Raw genomic sequence first — 16,164 nt, 5'->3', positions numbered from 1 at the left:
ATTCCTTCTGCCCGGAGCTCCCATGACCGCGACCGCCCCAATCACCGTTCTGCGCGACACCCACCCGCTGCCGGTACTCGATGCCTGCAAATGGGAAAAACTCGAGGGCGACCCGCACACCGTCAACCTCAACGCCTACACCAGCGAAGACGGCAGCAAGATCATGGGCACGTGGATCTGCACGCCGGGCAAGTGGCGCGTGGAATACGTGAAGTGGGAATACTGCCATTTCCAGGAAGGCTACTGCGTGATCACCCCGGACGGCATGGCGCCGATTCACTTGCGTGCTGGCGATATCTTTGTGATTGAGCCGGGGATGAAAGGTACGTGGGAAGTGGTTGAGACGGTGCGTAAGTATTTCGTGTTTGCCTGATAAAGCAAAAGATCGCAGCCTTCGGCAGCTCCTACAGAAAACACAATCCCCTGTAGGAGCTGCCGAAGGCTGCGATCTTTTTTTGGCACAAAAAAGCCGGGAAATCACCCGACGTGATTTCCCGGCAACACCTACTGCAAATTTTTAAACCCACCCAATGATCCCTATGGAAATAGAGATCCCTGTGGCGAGGGGATTTATCCCCGCTCGGCTGCGCAGCAGTCGCAAAACCTGAGCACTCGGTTTACCTAACACACTGCAGGGGTCTGCTACGCACCCCAACGGGGATAAATCCCCTCACCACATAAGCCCTTCCAGCTCAAATTTTTGAACAGTTACTGCGGTTTGCGGTAGCTGTTGATAATCGCCGAGAAGTCCTTCCCGCCGTCCCCACGCTGACTCATCGCCTGATACAACTGCTGCGCTACCGCGCCAAGCACCACCGGCTGATGCGCCTGACGCGCGGCTTCCGTCGCCAAGCCCAAATCCTTCAGCATCAATTCCGCACCGAACCCACCGGTATACCCGCGCGAGGCCGGCGCCGTTTCAACAATCCCCGGCCACGGGTTGTACATCTCCGAACTCCAGCAACGCCCGGTCGAGCTGTTAATGATCCCGGCGAGCACCGACGTATCAATCCCCAATGCATCGCCCAGCGCCATCGCTTCACTGACGCCAACCATCGAAATCGCCAGCAGCAAGTTGTTGCAGATCTTGGCGATCTGCCCGGTGCCGACTTCACCGCAATGCACAATGTTGCGGCCCATCTGCGCCAGCACCGGTTGCAGGGTGGCGAACAGTTCTGGCGTGGCGCCGACCATAAAGGTCAACGTCCCGGCCGTCGCGCCGCCCGTACCGCCAGACACCGGCGCATCCGCCATGGCCACGCCTTGTTTCGCGGCAGCGGCAGCCACATCACGCGCCGTCTGCGGGTCAATCGTGCTGCAATCCACCGCCGGCACGCCGTTGCCAATCCCGGCCAACACACCGTCCTCACCCAACCAGACACTGCGCACATGCACAGCCGCCGGCAGCATGGTAATCACCAGTTCAGCATCCTCCGCCGCCTCACGCGCCGAGGCGCGAATGCTGCCGCCGAGTTGTTCCAGTTCCGCCAGCACGGTTTTATTGAGGTCGACCAGGTTCAGCGAGTGGCCAGCCTTGATCAGGTTGCGCGCCATCGGCGCGCCCATGTTGCCCAGCCCGATAAATGCGATTTTCATGGCCGATCCTCAGCGCAGGTTGATGGTGGTATTCACGCCGTCGTTGACGCTGTCGTCGTCGAACCAGCGCGCCGTGACCGTTTTGGTCTGCGTGTAGAACTGCACCACTTGCTTGCCGTACGGGCCGAGGTCGCCGAGTTTCGAACCGCGCGAACCGGTGAAGCTGAAGAACGGCACTGGCACCGGAATCGGGATGTTGATGCCGACCTGACCGACGTCGATTTCAGTCTGGAATTTACGCGCCGCTGCGCCGCTCTGGGTGAACAGGCCGGTGCCGTTGCCAAACGGATTGGCGTTGACCAGCGCAATCGCCTGATCAAGGGTATCGACTTCCAGCACCACCAGCACCGGGCCGAAGATTTCCTGGGTGTAGATCTGCATGTCGGTGGTCACGCCCGAGAATAGGGTTGGGCCGACAAAATTGCCTTGCTCGTAACCCGGCACCTTGATGTCGCGGCCGTCCAGTTCCAGCTTGGCGCCTTCCTTGATGCCGCTTTCGATCAGGTCGAGAATTCGTGCCTTGGCTTTTTTCGAGATCACCGGGCCAACGTCGGTGCCCGGCTCGCTGCCGGCATTGACGGTGAGTTTCTGCGCCAGCGCTTTCAGATCCGGCAACCATTGTTTCGCCGCACCAACCAGCACCACCACCGAAGTGGCCATGCAACGTTGCCCGGCCGCACCGAACCCGGCGCCGACCAAGGCATTCAGTGCTTGCTCGCGATTGGCGTCGGCCAGCACCACAGCGTGGTTCTTCGCACCCATCATCGATTGCACGCGTTTGCCGTGCTTACCGGCCAAGTCATAAACGTGGGTGCCAACGGCGGTCGAACCGACGAAGGACACCGCTTTGATGTCCTTGTGCGTGCACAGGCCATCGACCACGTCTTTACCGCCATGAACCACATTCAACACGCCCGCCGGAACGCCCGCCTCGACGGCCAACTCAACCAGCAACATGGTCGACAGCGGATCCTGCTCCGAAGGCTTCAACACAAACGTATTGCCGCAAGCGATGGCCATCGGGAACATCCACAGCGGAATCATCGCCGGGAAGTTGAACGGCGTGATGCCGGCGCAAACGCCGATTGGCTGGCGCAGGGTGTAGGTATCAACGCCGCCGGCGACGTTCTCGGCGAATTCGCCCATTTGCAGAGTGCCAATGGAGCAGGCGTGCTCGACCACTTCCAGACCACGGAAAATATCGCCCTCGGCGTCGGCAATGGTTTTGCCCTGCTCGGCGCTGAGCACCACGGCGATGCGTTTAGAGTGTTCGCGGATCAGCGCCTGCAGCTTGAGCATGATGCGCATCCGCGCGCCGATCGGGGTCAGTTTCCAGGTCTGGAAGGCACGCTGAGCGGCGCTGACGGCGGCATCGACTTCAGCGGCGGTGGCGAACGGGACTCTGGCCAGCACTTGCTGAGTGGCCGGGTTGATGATGTCGTGCCATTCGGTGGTCTGCGACTCGACCCACTCACCATTGATCAGCAGCTTGACCTTCTGCAGCGTGGTTTCGTTGGGCGTAAGCGATGCGTTCATGCTGGTCTCCGAAACTTGTTTTTATCGTAGGAGCCAAGGCGAAAGGTTCGCCTTGAGATGAGGCGTGTGTCACGAATTGGTTGTCGGACTGTTTTTGGAGTATAGATGTGCAAACTTCTAATAAGAACGCACATAAAAGCCCGTCCATCATGCAAAAAAACATCACCTCTCTAGGTTCGCTGAACTGGGATGACCTCAAGTTTTTCCTCGAAGTCGCCCGCACCCGCAAGGCCAGCACCGCCGCCAAACGGCTCGCCGTCGACTACACCACGGTGTCGCGACGGATCAGTTCGCTGGAAGCGGCGCTCGGCACGCTGCTGTTTGAAAAGTCGCGCACCAGCGGTTTCGTCCTGACCGCTGAAGGCCAGCGTTTGCTGGGTTATGCCGAGTCGATTGAAAGCACGTTGCACATGGCTTGCGAGCAGGTTTCAGGCTCCGGCGTCGCCTTGTCCGGCCACGTGCGCATGGGCTGCACCGAAGGCTTCGGCAGTTTTTTCATCACCCCGCAACTGAGCCATTTCGTCGACGCCTACCCGGCGATCTCAGTGGACATCCTGCCGCTGCCGCACTTCATCAGCCTGTCCAAACGCGAGGCCGACATCGTCATCGCCCTCGAACGCCCGGAACACGGGCCGTACGTCTGCTGCAAACTCTGCGACTACCGTTTGCAGCTCTACGCAACCCAGGACTATCTGGACAAACACCCACCGATCCGCCGCCCGGCAGATTTGGGCAAGCATCAATTCATCAGTTATGTGGACGATCTGGCGTTCAGCTCGGAGCTGCTCTACCTGGCCAACGTGCTGCCCGGTGCCCACGCAAATTTGCGCAGCACCAGCGTGATCGCGCAATTCGTCGCAGCGCAGCAAGGCCGCTCACTGGCGATTCTGCCGTGCTTCCTCGCCGCGCAGGATCCGCGCTTGCTGCCGGTGCTGCCGGAGGAAATCAACATCACCCGGCAGTTCTGGATGTACTGCCGGGAGGATCTGCGGAAGTTGAAGCGGATCACCCTGTTGTGGGATTACATCCGCGAGGTGACTGAACAGAATCAGGGTCTGTTGATGGGCGAGACCCGCGAGATGCAGTTCGCCGATTAGTCGGCGCTGACCACGATCGCCACCCGGCGGTTTTCCGTGCGGCCGGCGGCGGTGCTGTTGGAAGCCACCGGGTCTTTGCTGCCCAGGCCTTGTAACTGGATGTTCTCTTGTTTCATGCCGACAGTGCTGAGCACGGCGGCGACACTTTTCGCGCGGCGCAGCGACAGTTGCTGGTTGTAGGTTTCTTTGCCCGATGCATCGGTGTGGCCATCGACTCGCACGCGTTCAATGCCAACACCGAGCAAGGCTTTGCCGATGCGCTCGACGATTTCGGTGCTTTGATTGTTCAGGCTTTCGACGTCGCTGCCAAACAGCACTTTGCCGGACAGGCCAAATTCCCAGCCCTCATCGGTCAGCTCGAAACCTTGTTGTTTGAGCACGGCGACTTGCGCCGGCGTCAGGCCTTTTTGCGGCGCGGTCTGGCAACCGGTCAGGGCCAGCACGGCCATCAACAGCACAGCGGAGAACAATCGAAATGGATGTTTGAACATGGGAATCAGCTCCTGGTTTGAACGGGATCGACCGGGTGCTCCGACCCGGCCGTGAATTGCGCGCCACGGGAGAGGCGCTTGGCTTGATACATCGCCGCGTCGGCAGCGTTGAGCAGGGCGCCGGGGGTGGCGCCATGATCAGGGAAAACCGCGATGCCGATACTGAGCGACGTCACGACACTGGTGTCGCCGGGCAACGTGATGGGCGTGTCCATGCTGGCGAGAATTTTGTCGGCAATGCGTTCGGCATCTTCGATCTTGTGCAACGGCGTGAGCAGCACGGCGAACTCGTCACCGCCCAATCGCGCGACCAGATCTTCTTCACGCAGCTGTGCGCGGACACGATTGGCAATCGCCACCAGCACTGCGTCGCCGGCGGCATGGCCGAAATTGTCATTGATGCCTTTGAAACGGTCGCTGTCGAGAAACAGCACCGCCACGCGCTCGTTGAGCTTGCTGGCGTTACGCAGGGCACGCATCAAGCGGCCTTCAAAAAAGGCGCGGTTCGGCAGACCGGTAAGGCTGTCGTGACTGGCCTGGTGCGCGAGGGTTTCGTTTTCGCTTTGCAGGTTGCTCTGCCAGGATTCAAGTTCGTCGAGCAGGGCATTGAAGTCGTTGCCGAGGTTGTCCAGCTCGGCGATTTGCGCCGGTGGCACGCGGCGATCCAGCGCCCGTTCGCTGCGTGCGGCGTGGGCCACGGTGGCGAGGCTGCGCAGCGGGCCGATGATTTCACGCAGTTGCCGGCGCGCCAGATAGATCGCCACAAAAGCGCTGATCGCGGTGCAAAGAATGATCCCCGCCAGACCGCTCAATAGAAAGCGCATGAGGCTGCCGCCGTGTCCGGTGAGCAGGATGCGGCCGATTTCATGCTCTTGATGCACGATCGGCAGGCTGATCGGTTTTTCCAGAAGGGCGCGGGTGATCTGCATTTCCAGATCGGAGAACAGGCCGTTTTCCGCGCGATGCCAGCGCGCCAGCAATTTCCCCTGAGCGTCCAGTACTTGCGCGTCGGCGACTTCTTCGGTCGAAGCGATCATTTCCAGCGCTTCCGTCGCCGCCGCTTTGTCGTTGAACACCACCGCGGCTTCCACGGTGTAGCTGATCGAACGGGCGATCAGATGCAGGTTGTGGTCGGCATAAACCCGCAGCGCCAGAACACCGAGCAGCGTCAGCGAGACACTGGCCATCGCTACCGCCAGCAATGCCACGGTTAAATGTCCACGGCCCAGTACCGAGCCCAACGTGGGGCGCTTATTCGATCTGAACAATTTCATGGGGCCGCCGATTTACGGCGCGACAACTGCAGCACGCTCGGGTGAATGCGCACGCCACTGCGGGCAACGGAGTCGAGATTGACTTCAAAGGACACCTGCTCGTCGCCGACGCGCAGGCAGAACAGACTGCCGACCGTGCATTGGTCGTCGGCTTCGCTGATGCTAAGCACCGGGTGTCCGATCAATGCGGCGAACAGGCGACTGCGCTCATCGGCGGTGAGCTTGCCGATGTACACGGCATTGCATTCGCTGACGATGGCCGGGTTGTCGGCCAGCAAGCGGCGCACGACAACCGGTCGGCCGGTGGCTTGAGTGGTGCCTTTGACCAGGTCGTCGGTGTATTCGGTGGGGCCGACGATGCACAGACGCAATTGCGCAGGCTCTACCGGCCAGCGAGCATAACTGAGGATGCCCAGCACGACTTGGGTGACAGATTTGGCGCGTTGCTCGGCCATGCCCGTCGGCGCTTGCGGTTGTGCGACGGCCACGCTCGTCAACAACCAGAGCAGGCCGACAAGCAACGCGTGCTTGCAGCCAACCACGCGCTCTGCCGCCCAGACAGACACCTTCATGCAGGGATTCTCTTGGATCTTACCGAAATGATGCCGCAACGATAGCACAGCGGCGAATGGCCAGCGAGGCAGCGACCTCTGACTGGTCGGTCAGTAACCGCTGGCCATCATCGCGGTTATCATCCAGGAGACTGGGCGCCCTCCTCCAGTTCCAGCATTAATCCGCTGAGGCGTTTGACCTTGCGTTGTACGGCCTCTTCAAATACCCCGGCACGCGGTTCGATCAGGGTGAACCAGTGCTTGGCGCGGGTGATTCCGGTGTAGATCAATTCCTTGGTCAGCACCGGATTCAGGGCATCCGGCAAGATCAACGCGGTATGGGCAAATTCCGAGCCCTGGGATTTGTGTACGGTCATGGCGTACACGGTTTCAACATCGTTGAGTCGGCTCGGCAGGACGAAACGCACGCCGCCCTGACCGTCATTGCGCGGAAACGCCACGCGCAGCACCGGTTTGCCGGCGTCGGGCCCTTCACGTTCCGGCAGTTTGAGGGCGATGCCGATGTCGCCGTTCATCAAGCCCAGGCCGTAGTCGTTGCGGGTCATCAACACCGGCCGGCCTTCGTACCATTGCTGGTCGTGCTCGATCAGCCGGGCCTTGAGCAACGCGGCGGTGATGCGCTGGTTCAAACCTTCAACGCCCCACGGGCCTTTGCGTACCGCGCACAACAACTGGAAGGTGTCGAACGCCTGCAAGACGTCGCGGGCCCAGAGAATCCAGTCCGGATGTTCCAGCGGTTTGCCAGATGCAGGGCGTTGATTGCGCAGCACGCTCAGGTAATGCCGATACCCCTGCGGGCCCTCGCCATGACCGTCGAGCAGCAGCCGCTCGAGTTTGTGATCGTGCTCGCCCTTGAGCGGCAGCGAAAACACATCGTCATAGTACCCCGCCGCGAGCAATTGCCGCGCCTCTTCCGGGAGCTGCTGATTGACCCGACGCGCCAGTTGACCGATGCCGCTGCCTTCACCGAAACGCCGCGAGTGACGCAACATCACCACTTGCTGAGCCAGCGGATGCGAGCCGTCGAAATCTTCGTGCAGACCACTGTCCTGCAACGACTCACCGCTGACTGACTCCAGCCATTGGCGGGTTTGCCGGTTGTACCAGCCGCCCTCGGCATCGCGGCACAGATCACCCAGCACCGCACCAGCCTCAACGGACGCCAACTGATCCTTGTCGCCGAGCAACACCAGTCGCGCATGAACCGGCAAGGCGTCGAGCAGATTGGCCATCATTTCCAGGTCGATCATCGAGGCTTCGTCGACCACCAGCACATCCAGCGGTAAACGATTACCGGCGTGATGGCGGAAATGTCGGGTGCCCGGACGACTGCCGAGCAAGCGATGCACAGTGGTCACGTCACAGGGAATTTTCGCCCGCACGTCTTCGCTGACTTTCAGCGATTGCACTTGCTGGCTGATCGACTCGGTCAAGCGTGCGGCGGCTTTACCGGTGGGCGCTGCCAGGCGAATGCGCAACGGATGGCCGGCCTCCACCGCCGGCGCCTGCAGCAACGCCAACAAACGCACGACGGTGGTGGTTTTACCGGTACCGGGGCCGCCGGTGACGATGCTGAAGGCACCGCGCGTGGCGAGCGCACAAGCGAGCTTTTGCCAGTCGATGACCTCGCCGGACTTGGCTGAACCGAACAGCTCATTTAGGCGCTGCGGCAGATCGGCCGGCGTCGCTTCGGATTGGGCGAGACGCTGGCGCAACGCGGAATCGATACGCCGCTCGTAAGCCCAGTAGCGCCGCAAGTACAGACGCTTCGAGGACAACACCAGCGGGCGTTGCTGAGCTTCTTCACTGGTATCGGCAGCCAGGGCGACCAGAGCACTGCCCGCCAGAGCCTTGCACCAATGAGCACCGTCGAGCGCCTCAAGCAATTGCGAAGGCAGCAGCAAGACGCCACCCTGCACATCGCCTTCGGGCGGCAATGACAGCGCAAAGTCCGGCGCCTTGAGGGTTTCGAACAGATCCAGACAAACGTGACCATGGCCGAGTTGATGGCTGGTCAGCGCCGCCGCGAGCAACACCAGCGGATCGGTGTCGGGTTCGAGCTCATGCAGAAACGCGACGAATGCCTTGTCCAGTGCACGCAGCCAGCCGCGCTCGACCCAGCGGGTGAGCAAGAGCAACAAGTCTTCGGCACGGGTCAGCGGCGAAAGTCTCGACAGGCTGTCGGCGGCCAAAGGCGTCGGCAGCAGATCGGCGAAGGTGCGGCTCATAGCAAGACTCCCTGTTCCCACGCGGGTTCGGCCTTGGGCTCGGGTTTGCCCTGAAACAGCCGATCCAGACGTTCGATCAATTCACGGGGTGGCCGGGCGAAGTACACCCCGCGACTGTCTGCGCGGGTGCCACGCAGGAAAAGATAAAGCGCACCACCGACATGCCGGTCGTAGTCATAGTCGGGCAACCGCGCCTTGAGCTGACGGTGCAAGGCCAACAGGTACAAGACGTATTGCAGGTCGTAACGGTTGTCGAGAATCGACTGCTCCATGGCTTGCTCGGTGTAGGCGAAATCATCGACGCCCAGCCAGTTGGATTTGTAGTCGGCCACGTAGTAACGGCCATCGTGTTCGAAGGTCAGGTCGATAAAGCCCTTGAACATGCCGTTGAGCTGCACCGGTTCGGCAGCCACCCGCGCCACGCCGTTGTGGGTGTGCTGACGTACCAGCTCATCGAGTTTGAGCACATCGACTTTATGGCTGGCGAACCAGAATTCCATCTCGACGCGATACTGCGTTAACTGCTCAAGCACAACCGGCGCTTGGCCGGCGCCGATCGGCAGCGGCGATTTGAGGAGGTGTTGCAACCAGTCGCTCAACGTGGTGATCCAGCCTTCCCAGCCACGCAGGTTGCAACGCCGGCCGATCGCGTCTTCCACGGCTTTGGGCGTGACGGCGAAACCGTCATCCCCTGCCCACTCGAGCAAACCGTGAAGGAATGTCCCGGGGTTGGGGCCACGCGGGAAGCGATGGATATCGGCACCACCGGCGATGATTTCGCGTGGTGCGTCCGGATCGAGGCGTTCGTCATCGAAGAGCTTTTGCGCCTGCGGACTGTCCGGCGCCTCATCGCTGCCGACGCTCAAAACGTCGCTGATGCGTAGCGCACTGTACGAGGCGATCCACCAGTTCTCGCTGGCCTTGCGCTTGGGCACAAGCGTGGCGCTGAGAACCGCTTCGTTGCGCGCAGGTTCGTAATGTTCGGCGCTGGCCGGCGGCATTTCACCGACGCTGATCGCCGGGCAATCCTGCTGCAAATCTCGCAGCCAGCTATTCAAACCGCTGGACTCACCCAACGACGCACCACCGCCCAATAAATAGCCCAGCGCTGAAAGGTGCAGCACCGAACTGTTGTTATTGCCGCGTTTGAGATCGGTCACGCCCAACCAGCAGGCATGTTGCGCACGCGTCAGCGCTACGTAGAGCAAACGCAGGTCTTCAGCCAGACGCTCGTCATCGGCCAACGCAATCAGCTCAGGCGTCGGTTTCAGACTCAATTGCGCGTTGCCCGAGGCGTCGTGGTAATGCAGCGGCAGGCGGCTACCGTCGACCGGTTTGGCCGAGCAGATGAACGGCAGGAACACCAACGGATATTCCAGGCCTTTCGATTTGTGGATGGTCACCACTTTGACCAATTGCTCATCACTTTCGAGGCGCAGAATCTGTTCTTCGCCGGCCTGCCCGGACAAGGCCAGCAGCTCGGCCAGATGCCGGATCAGCGCTTGTTCGCCGTCGAGTTCAGCAGCGGCTTGCTGCATTAATTCGGACAAGTGCAGCAGGTTGGTCAGCACGCGCTCGCCATCACTGCGGGCAATCAATGTCTGCGGCAAATGGAAGTCATGCAGCAGACGCCGCAGCATCGGCAGCACGCCCTGTTTGCGCCACAACTCGCGATAGCCACGGAACTGCATGACGCGGGATTCCCACACCAGTTCGTCCTGATTCAGACGCTCCAGTTCGGCCAGCGGCAGGTTCAGCGTGATGCAGGCCAGCGCGGCTTTCAGAGAACGTTCAACGTCAGGCTCGGCACAAGCCTTGAGCCAGGACAGCAAGTCTCGGGCTTCCTGCGCGGCAAAAACGGAATCCTTGTCGGACAGATAAACGCTGCGCACGCCACGAGCGGCCAGCTCACCGCGTACGGCCTGCGCCTCTTTACCGTCACGAACCAGAATCGCGATGTCGGAAGGTCGCAGGCCTTTGAAGTCTTTGCCGTCCTGCACAAATCCGGCCTGACCGGTTTGCCCGCCATTGAGCAACACGGTGATTTCACTGGCGCAGGCGGCAGCCAGTTGTTGACGATACACCGCGCCGGACAACGGCTGATCGCTGGACAACTGCCAGACGTTCAGCGCCGCGACTTCCTGCCCGGCAATCTGCAGATGCTCCTTGCGGCCTTGCGAGTCGACGGGTTGAAACGGTACCGGGTTCTCGCCACTTTTCTCGCGGAACAAAAACGCGCCGCGTCCCAGCTCGCGGGACTCGGCGCGTTCGAATACGTGATTGACCGCTTTGACCATGCCGTGGCTGGAACGGAAGTTGGTGCCCAGGGTATGCAAGCGGCCGGTCGTAGCCTTGCGCGCGCGCAGATAGGTATAGATGTCCGCACCACGGAAGGCGTAGATCGCCTGCTTGGGATCGCCGATCAGAAACAGGCCAGTGTCAGGACTGTTTTCCTCGATGCGATAGATGCTTTCGAAGATGCGGTACTGCACCGGATCGGTGTCCTGGAATTCGTCGATCAGCGCTACCGGGAACTGCTCGCGAATCAGCGTTGCGAGACGCTCGCCACCTTCTGATTGCAGCGCGGCATCGAGGCGCAGCAGCATGTCGTCGAAGCCCATTTCGGCGCGGCGACGTTTCTCTTCTTCAAAGCGCGCCCCCACCCATTTCGCAGCGTGCTGCAGGACGGCGGCGTCTGGCGTGGGCAAGCCATCCAGACTCGACTTGAGTGCGGGCATCGCATCCAGCCCCGGATGACTCGGGGCCTGACCTTTCCACGCTTCGGCCATGCCGTCGGGGGTCAGTCGGGTGAAGCCGGTGCCGATATCCAGTTGCTCCATGGATTCATCTTCGGCCCAGCTTTTAAGCTTCTCGAACCAAGGTTCAAAGTAGCGCGCCTGCATCTTGCGACCGTCGACGGTTTTGCTGGCAACGCCTTGATGACAGATGGCGAGCAACTCATCGGCCCACTGCCGCCAAGGCATTTTCAGCTCGACCAATGCTGCGCGACGCTCCAGCAAGCATTCCTCAATCAGCTCGGCGGGAGCCTTGCCTTCGTCGCTGTCGCGCTCGCTGGCGAACAGTCCACGGACACGCGGCAACAGCGCTGCCGGCCCACCCCAGTTGTTGCGAACCCAGTTCAGCGCATCGCCCTGCATCGGGTAGCAGAACAGCCGCCAGTAATCGCGCAGCACTTCACCGAGCAGATCGCTGTGATCGGTTTCCAGCGATTGAGTAAAGAGGCTGCCGCTGTCGAATGCGTGCTCGCGCAGCATGCGCTGGCACCAACTGTGAATCGTCGAAACGGCGGCTTCATCCATCCACTGTGCGGCGATGTCGAGACGATTGGCGCAGCCGGGCCATTGCTGTGGCTCGAACTGTTCGCGCAGTTCGGCGATGAGCGCGTCGGGCGCAGGCGTCTCGTCGCGGAAGAATCGCGCAGCTTCGGCCAGACGCGTGCGGATCCGTTCGCGCAGTTCTTTGGTCGCTGCGTCCGTGAAGGTCACCACGAGAATTTGTGGTGGCAGCAGGTCGCGACCGAAGCCATTGGTGTCGCCGCCGTGACCAAGGATCAGCCGCAGATAGAGTGCAGAAATGGTGAACGTCTTGCCGGTGCCGGCGCTGGCTTCGATCAGTTGGCTGCCGTGCAGCGGGAAGGCCAGTGCCAGTGGAGTCTTGCTGCTCATGCGCGCGCTCCTTCACTGGACAACGAACGCCAAGGCGCTTCCAGCAGTGGCCGATAGAGCGCGTCGCACCAACCGGAGAATGTTTCATCGGCGAGCAAGGCATCGAAGTCGGCAAATTGTCGAGACAACGCCGGGCTTTCGCGGCGCTCACCTTCACTGGTCTGGCCGTCACCTTCATAGGCTTTGCGCGCGGCGGCTTCGGCCTTGAGTGGGTCGGTCTGGGACAGCCAGGCGAACGCCGTTTTTACTGCAATCGGCAGCGGTTGGCGCATGCCGGTCTGCCAGGCGAGCAACAGATCGCTGAGGATGCGAACCGCGCGGTCTTTTTCCATGGGCTCCAACAGCAGTGAATCGTCACTGGCCACCAGCGCTGTGGTTAACGAAAGTCCGCTGGCACAGGCCACCAGATGGTTGACCCACGGCTTGGTCAGACGATGCCATTTGCGGCTTTTGATCGAGCCAATACTGTTGGGAATGGTTGTGACCGACAGCAGGCCACCATCGGCGCGCTCATGCAAACCCGAGAGCCAGCCTTCAAGGCGCAAGCCCTGCAATTCAAGGCTGATCGGAATTGCGCTGGTCAGCGGGGTCGGCCACAACGTCAGCAGTTGTTGGTAGCGTTGCAGCAAGTCCGGCAGCGGCTCGATCAGCTCGCGTTGCAGGCATTCGCCAAAACCGGCCATTGGCAGCAGACCACTGTTTTGCAGGCGACGGGCCTGAGATTCGAGGGCCTGATCGATATTGTCCGGCTGCCTCATTGCGGCTTCGAGCAGACTGTCGCTGAGCGTGTAGCGCTGCAAAGCGTCGAGCACGAACGGCTCTTCGTCCGCGAGCGGCGCCTCGGCGGCTTCGAAATAGACCTTGAGGCGCTGGGTAAAAAAGTGTCGAACCGGGTTGCGCAGGAAGTCCTGTAACAGGGCGAGGGTCAACGGTTCCTCTTGGACATAGGGCGCAAGCAACTCCGTATCGGTTTGAGATCCGTGCTGTTGGTGCAGCACCTGCCATTCGCTGGCATAGCTGAAGAGCTGATCGCCATCATGAAAATAGCGCGCACTGAACGGTTGCAACGGATGCTCCTCGGTCATGGCGCTCAGAATATCCTGGGTCTCGTCGAGCAATCGCCAGCCACTGGCGAGGTGATCGCGTAACTGGCCGATCAGCACCGAAGCAGGCCGCTCGCTGTTGTCGCGAATGCTGCGGCCGACCCAACTGATGTAGAGCTGATTGCGCGCGGACAGCAATGCTTCGAGCAACAGATAACGGTCATCCTCACGCCGCGAACGGTCGCCGGGACGGTAATCGCTGCCCATCAAATCGAAGTCGAGCGGCGGTTGTGCACGCGGATAATCGCCATCGTTCATCCCCAGCAGGCAGACCAGTTTGAACGGGATCGCACGCATGGGCATCAGCGTGCAAAAGTTCACCGCGCCGGCGAGGAAACGCTGCGATAAACGTCCCTGATCCAGACCGGCGAGCCAGGCTTCACGGACGACAGTCAGCGGTAACTCATCGTCGAGACCGACGGCCTCGCAAGTCTCCAGCCAGGTTTCGCGCAGCTCTTCGAGTTGGGTAAGCAAATAGTCGTCGTGCTCGTTGCTGGCTTTGAAGAACAATTGCATCAGCGCCTGCAACCGGTAGCCCCACTCTTTGGGTTGAGCCGGTTGCATCAATTCCTGATGAGCGAGTTCCAAGGCATCGAGCATTGCCACCAATGGCCCGATCAACGCGGCGTCCAGTCCGCCGATTTCATCGTAGGGTTCGATACCGGCGCAGGCATTCGCACTGCCGACGGCGTAACCCAGCAGCATCCGGCGCAGGCCGAAGCGCCAGCTGTTCTGTTCCAGCTCATCCGGCAAACCGAGGCCGGCACGTTGTTCGGCGCTCATGCCCCAACGCACACCGGCGCCTTCGATCCAGCGATGCAGCGTCGGCAGGTCGCGCTCCTCCACACCGAAACGAGCGCGCAGTGCAGGAACGTCGAGCAGGTCGAGGATTTCGCTGACGGGGAAGCGGCTGTCTGGCAGCTTTAGCAGGTGCTCGACTGCAATCAGCAAGGGGTCACGGCCGCGTTGGCCCTGATCCGCCAAGGTGAATGGGATAAATCGCGGATCATGGCGATCAAGCTGGCCGAATACGGCACGGATGTGGGGCGCGTAGCTGTCGATGTCCGGCACCATCACGATTACATCACGGGGACGCAGATCGGGATTGGCACTGAAGCGTGCGAGGAGTTGGTCGTGAAGAATTTCCACTTCACGCTGGGCGCTGTGTGCAATGTGAAAACGGATCGATTGATCGTGTTTCAGATCGACGGCCGGCCAAAGCTCGCGTGTCTCGTTGAGCGGGCGCAGTTCAAGGATGTCGTTCTGCAGCTGATTGAGCAGGTTCTCGGGTTGAGTGTCGCTGAACAGATCGATGCGACCGTCTCGGAAAGCCGCGCGATAACTGTTGGGATCGTCGTAGCTGTCGAGCAGGTTGATGTAGTCGCGGCCCTGCTTGCCCCATGCAGCCAGCAGCGGATGGGCGTGTTGGTGCAATGCGTCCGGATCAAGTACGACGGGCATACCGTTCTTGCGTGCCTGGCGTTTGTATTGATGCCGCAGCAGATCCTTGTCGGCAACGATGTCGGCCCAATGGTGGCGACATGGGTTGTGCACACAGAGCAGAACCTGACTGAAACGTGCGAGCCCGGCCAGTGCTTCGAGCACTTGAGCGGGCAACGAAGAAATCCCGAAAACGATCACTCGCGAGGGCAGGCCGACGGGTGCCTCTGTAAGGGTGTTGATGCGCTCGATAAATCGTTGATGAACACCGGCGCGACTTTGCGCCATGCCCTGTTCGCCGACATCCTCCAGCAGCGCACGCCACAGTTCAGCCTGCCAGCAGCTCGCGGGCGTCAGTGGCTTTATTTCACCTCGGACATTTCGGATTTGGTGCAGTCCTTCGGCCCAATCTTCGAGCCAGTCGGCCCGATAGACCTGGTACTGGTCAAAGAGATCCGCCAGTCGCTCGGACAACTGGTAACGCTTACGCAAGTCAGTGTCGTGAGTGAGGAAGCGTTGCAGCGGCTCGAAATGCGGGCGATCGATCACTTGAGGTAGCAAGCGCATCAGGCGCCAGGTCAGCGGGGCTTTATCGAGCAGGGATTTCGGTGGGATTTCATCACGGCCCAACACCATCCGGTACAGCTGCCACATGAAGCTGCCGGGCAGTTGCACATCGATAGCAGCGGCAATACCGCAGCCACCGAGGTCGTCTTCTTCAGGGTCTTCAGCCAAGGCCAATTTGAGCCACTGGGCGATGCCGTTGCTTTGTACGAGGGCAATTTCGTTTTCCAAGGGCGCCAGTGGATAGCGCCGCATTATGCTGATCACCAGGCTGCGCAGTTCGTCCAGGCTATTGCTTTGAACCACCATGAATGCAGCGTTGAGGGACTGGGCGCCCGGCATAAAGGATTCCTTGGAAAAGTGCGAAAGCCAGGGCAGAACCTTAGCATTGTCAGCAGGTTGTGACAGCCGGACGACGCCGTTGAATGCTGTAGGAACTTTCCTGCGGGCAAAACAAAACCCCAACTGCTTTCGCAATTGGGGTTTCGGAATTTAATCTTGACGATGACCTACTCTCACATGGGGAAACCCCACACTACCATCGGCGATGCATCGTTTCACTGCTGAGTTCGGGATG

General features: G+C 60.6%; 10 protein-coding genes. 2 read left to right on the top strand and 8 right to left on the bottom strand.

From position 1 onward, the window contains the following. Positions 1-22 precede the first annotated feature (22 nt). On the top strand, positions 23-373 hold the full coding sequence (locus GVL50_RS10535; protein ID WP_103303269.1) for a cupin domain-containing protein: 351 nt from the start codon (positions 23-25) through the stop codon (positions 371-373). Positions 374-708: 335 nt separating this feature from the next. On the opposite strand, the gene mmsB is transcribed toward GVL50_RS10535, so the two are convergent. After that, complete coding sequence (gene mmsB, locus GVL50_RS10530; protein ID WP_053116974.1) at positions 709-1,596, bottom strand: 3-hydroxyisobutyrate dehydrogenase; 888 nt, start codon at positions 1,594-1,596, stop codon at positions 709-711. 9 nt (positions 1,597-1,605) lie between these two features. Continuing rightward, on the bottom strand, positions 1,606-3,132 hold the full coding sequence (locus GVL50_RS10525; RefSeq protein WP_159812835.1) for a CoA-acylating methylmalonate-semialdehyde dehydrogenase: 1,527 nt from the start codon (positions 3,130-3,132) through the stop codon (positions 1,606-1,608). 149 nt (positions 3,133-3,281) lie between these two features. Here GVL50_RS10525 and GVL50_RS10520 point away from each other — a divergent pair, with 149 nt between their 5' ends. Next, a complete protein-coding gene (locus GVL50_RS10520) occupies positions 3,282-4,229 on the top strand; it encodes a LysR family transcriptional regulator (RefSeq protein ID WP_053116972.1) in 948 nt (315 codons plus the stop codon). Here GVL50_RS10520 and GVL50_RS10515 read toward each other — a convergent pair. The 6 genes from GVL50_RS10515 to recC form a co-directional block, all read right to left on the bottom strand. Beyond that, a complete protein-coding gene (locus GVL50_RS10515) occupies positions 4,226-4,720 on the bottom strand; it encodes an OmpA family protein (RefSeq protein ID WP_159812833.1) in 495 nt (164 codons plus the stop codon). The genes GVL50_RS10520 and GVL50_RS10515 overlap by 4 nt on opposite strands. A 5-nt stretch (positions 4,721-4,725) precedes the next feature. Further along, on the bottom strand, positions 4,726-5,994 hold the full coding sequence (locus tag GVL50_RS10510) for a diguanylate cyclase domain-containing protein (RefSeq protein ID WP_159812831.1): 1,269 nt from the start codon (positions 5,992-5,994) through the stop codon (positions 4,726-4,728). Beyond that, a complete protein-coding gene (locus GVL50_RS10505; protein ID WP_159812829.1) occupies positions 5,991-6,566 on the bottom strand; it encodes a YfiR family protein in 576 nt (191 codons plus the stop codon). Before GVL50_RS10505 ends, GVL50_RS10510 begins: the two co-directional genes overlap by 4 nt. Before the next feature lie 119 nt (positions 6,567-6,685). Further along, positions 6,686-8,794, bottom strand: a complete 2,109-nt coding sequence (gene recD, locus GVL50_RS10500; RefSeq protein WP_159812827.1) for an exodeoxyribonuclease V subunit alpha — start codon at positions 8,792-8,794, stop codon at positions 6,686-6,688. Next, positions 8,791-12,480 carry an exodeoxyribonuclease V subunit beta gene (gene recB, locus GVL50_RS10495; RefSeq protein WP_159812825.1) on the bottom strand — a complete coding sequence of 1,230 codons (3,690 nt, stop codon included), beginning with the start codon at positions 12,478-12,480 and terminating at the stop codon, positions 8,791-8,793. The genes recD and recB overlap by 4 nt, the downstream gene beginning before the upstream one ends. After that, complete coding sequence (gene recC / locus GVL50_RS10490) at positions 12,477-15,929, bottom strand: exodeoxyribonuclease V subunit gamma (protein ID WP_159812823.1); 3,453 nt, start codon at positions 15,927-15,929, stop codon at positions 12,477-12,479. Before recC ends, recB begins: the two co-directional genes overlap by 4 nt. Positions 15,930-16,164 lie beyond the last annotated feature (235 nt).

This window comes from Pseudomonas sp. 18058, from assembly GCF_902706155.1.
GTDB classification, from domain to species: domain Bacteria; phylum Pseudomonadota; class Gammaproteobacteria; order Pseudomonadales; family Pseudomonadaceae; genus Aquipseudomonas; species Aquipseudomonas rustica.
This window is presented reverse-complemented; position numbering and strand designations above follow the sequence as displayed.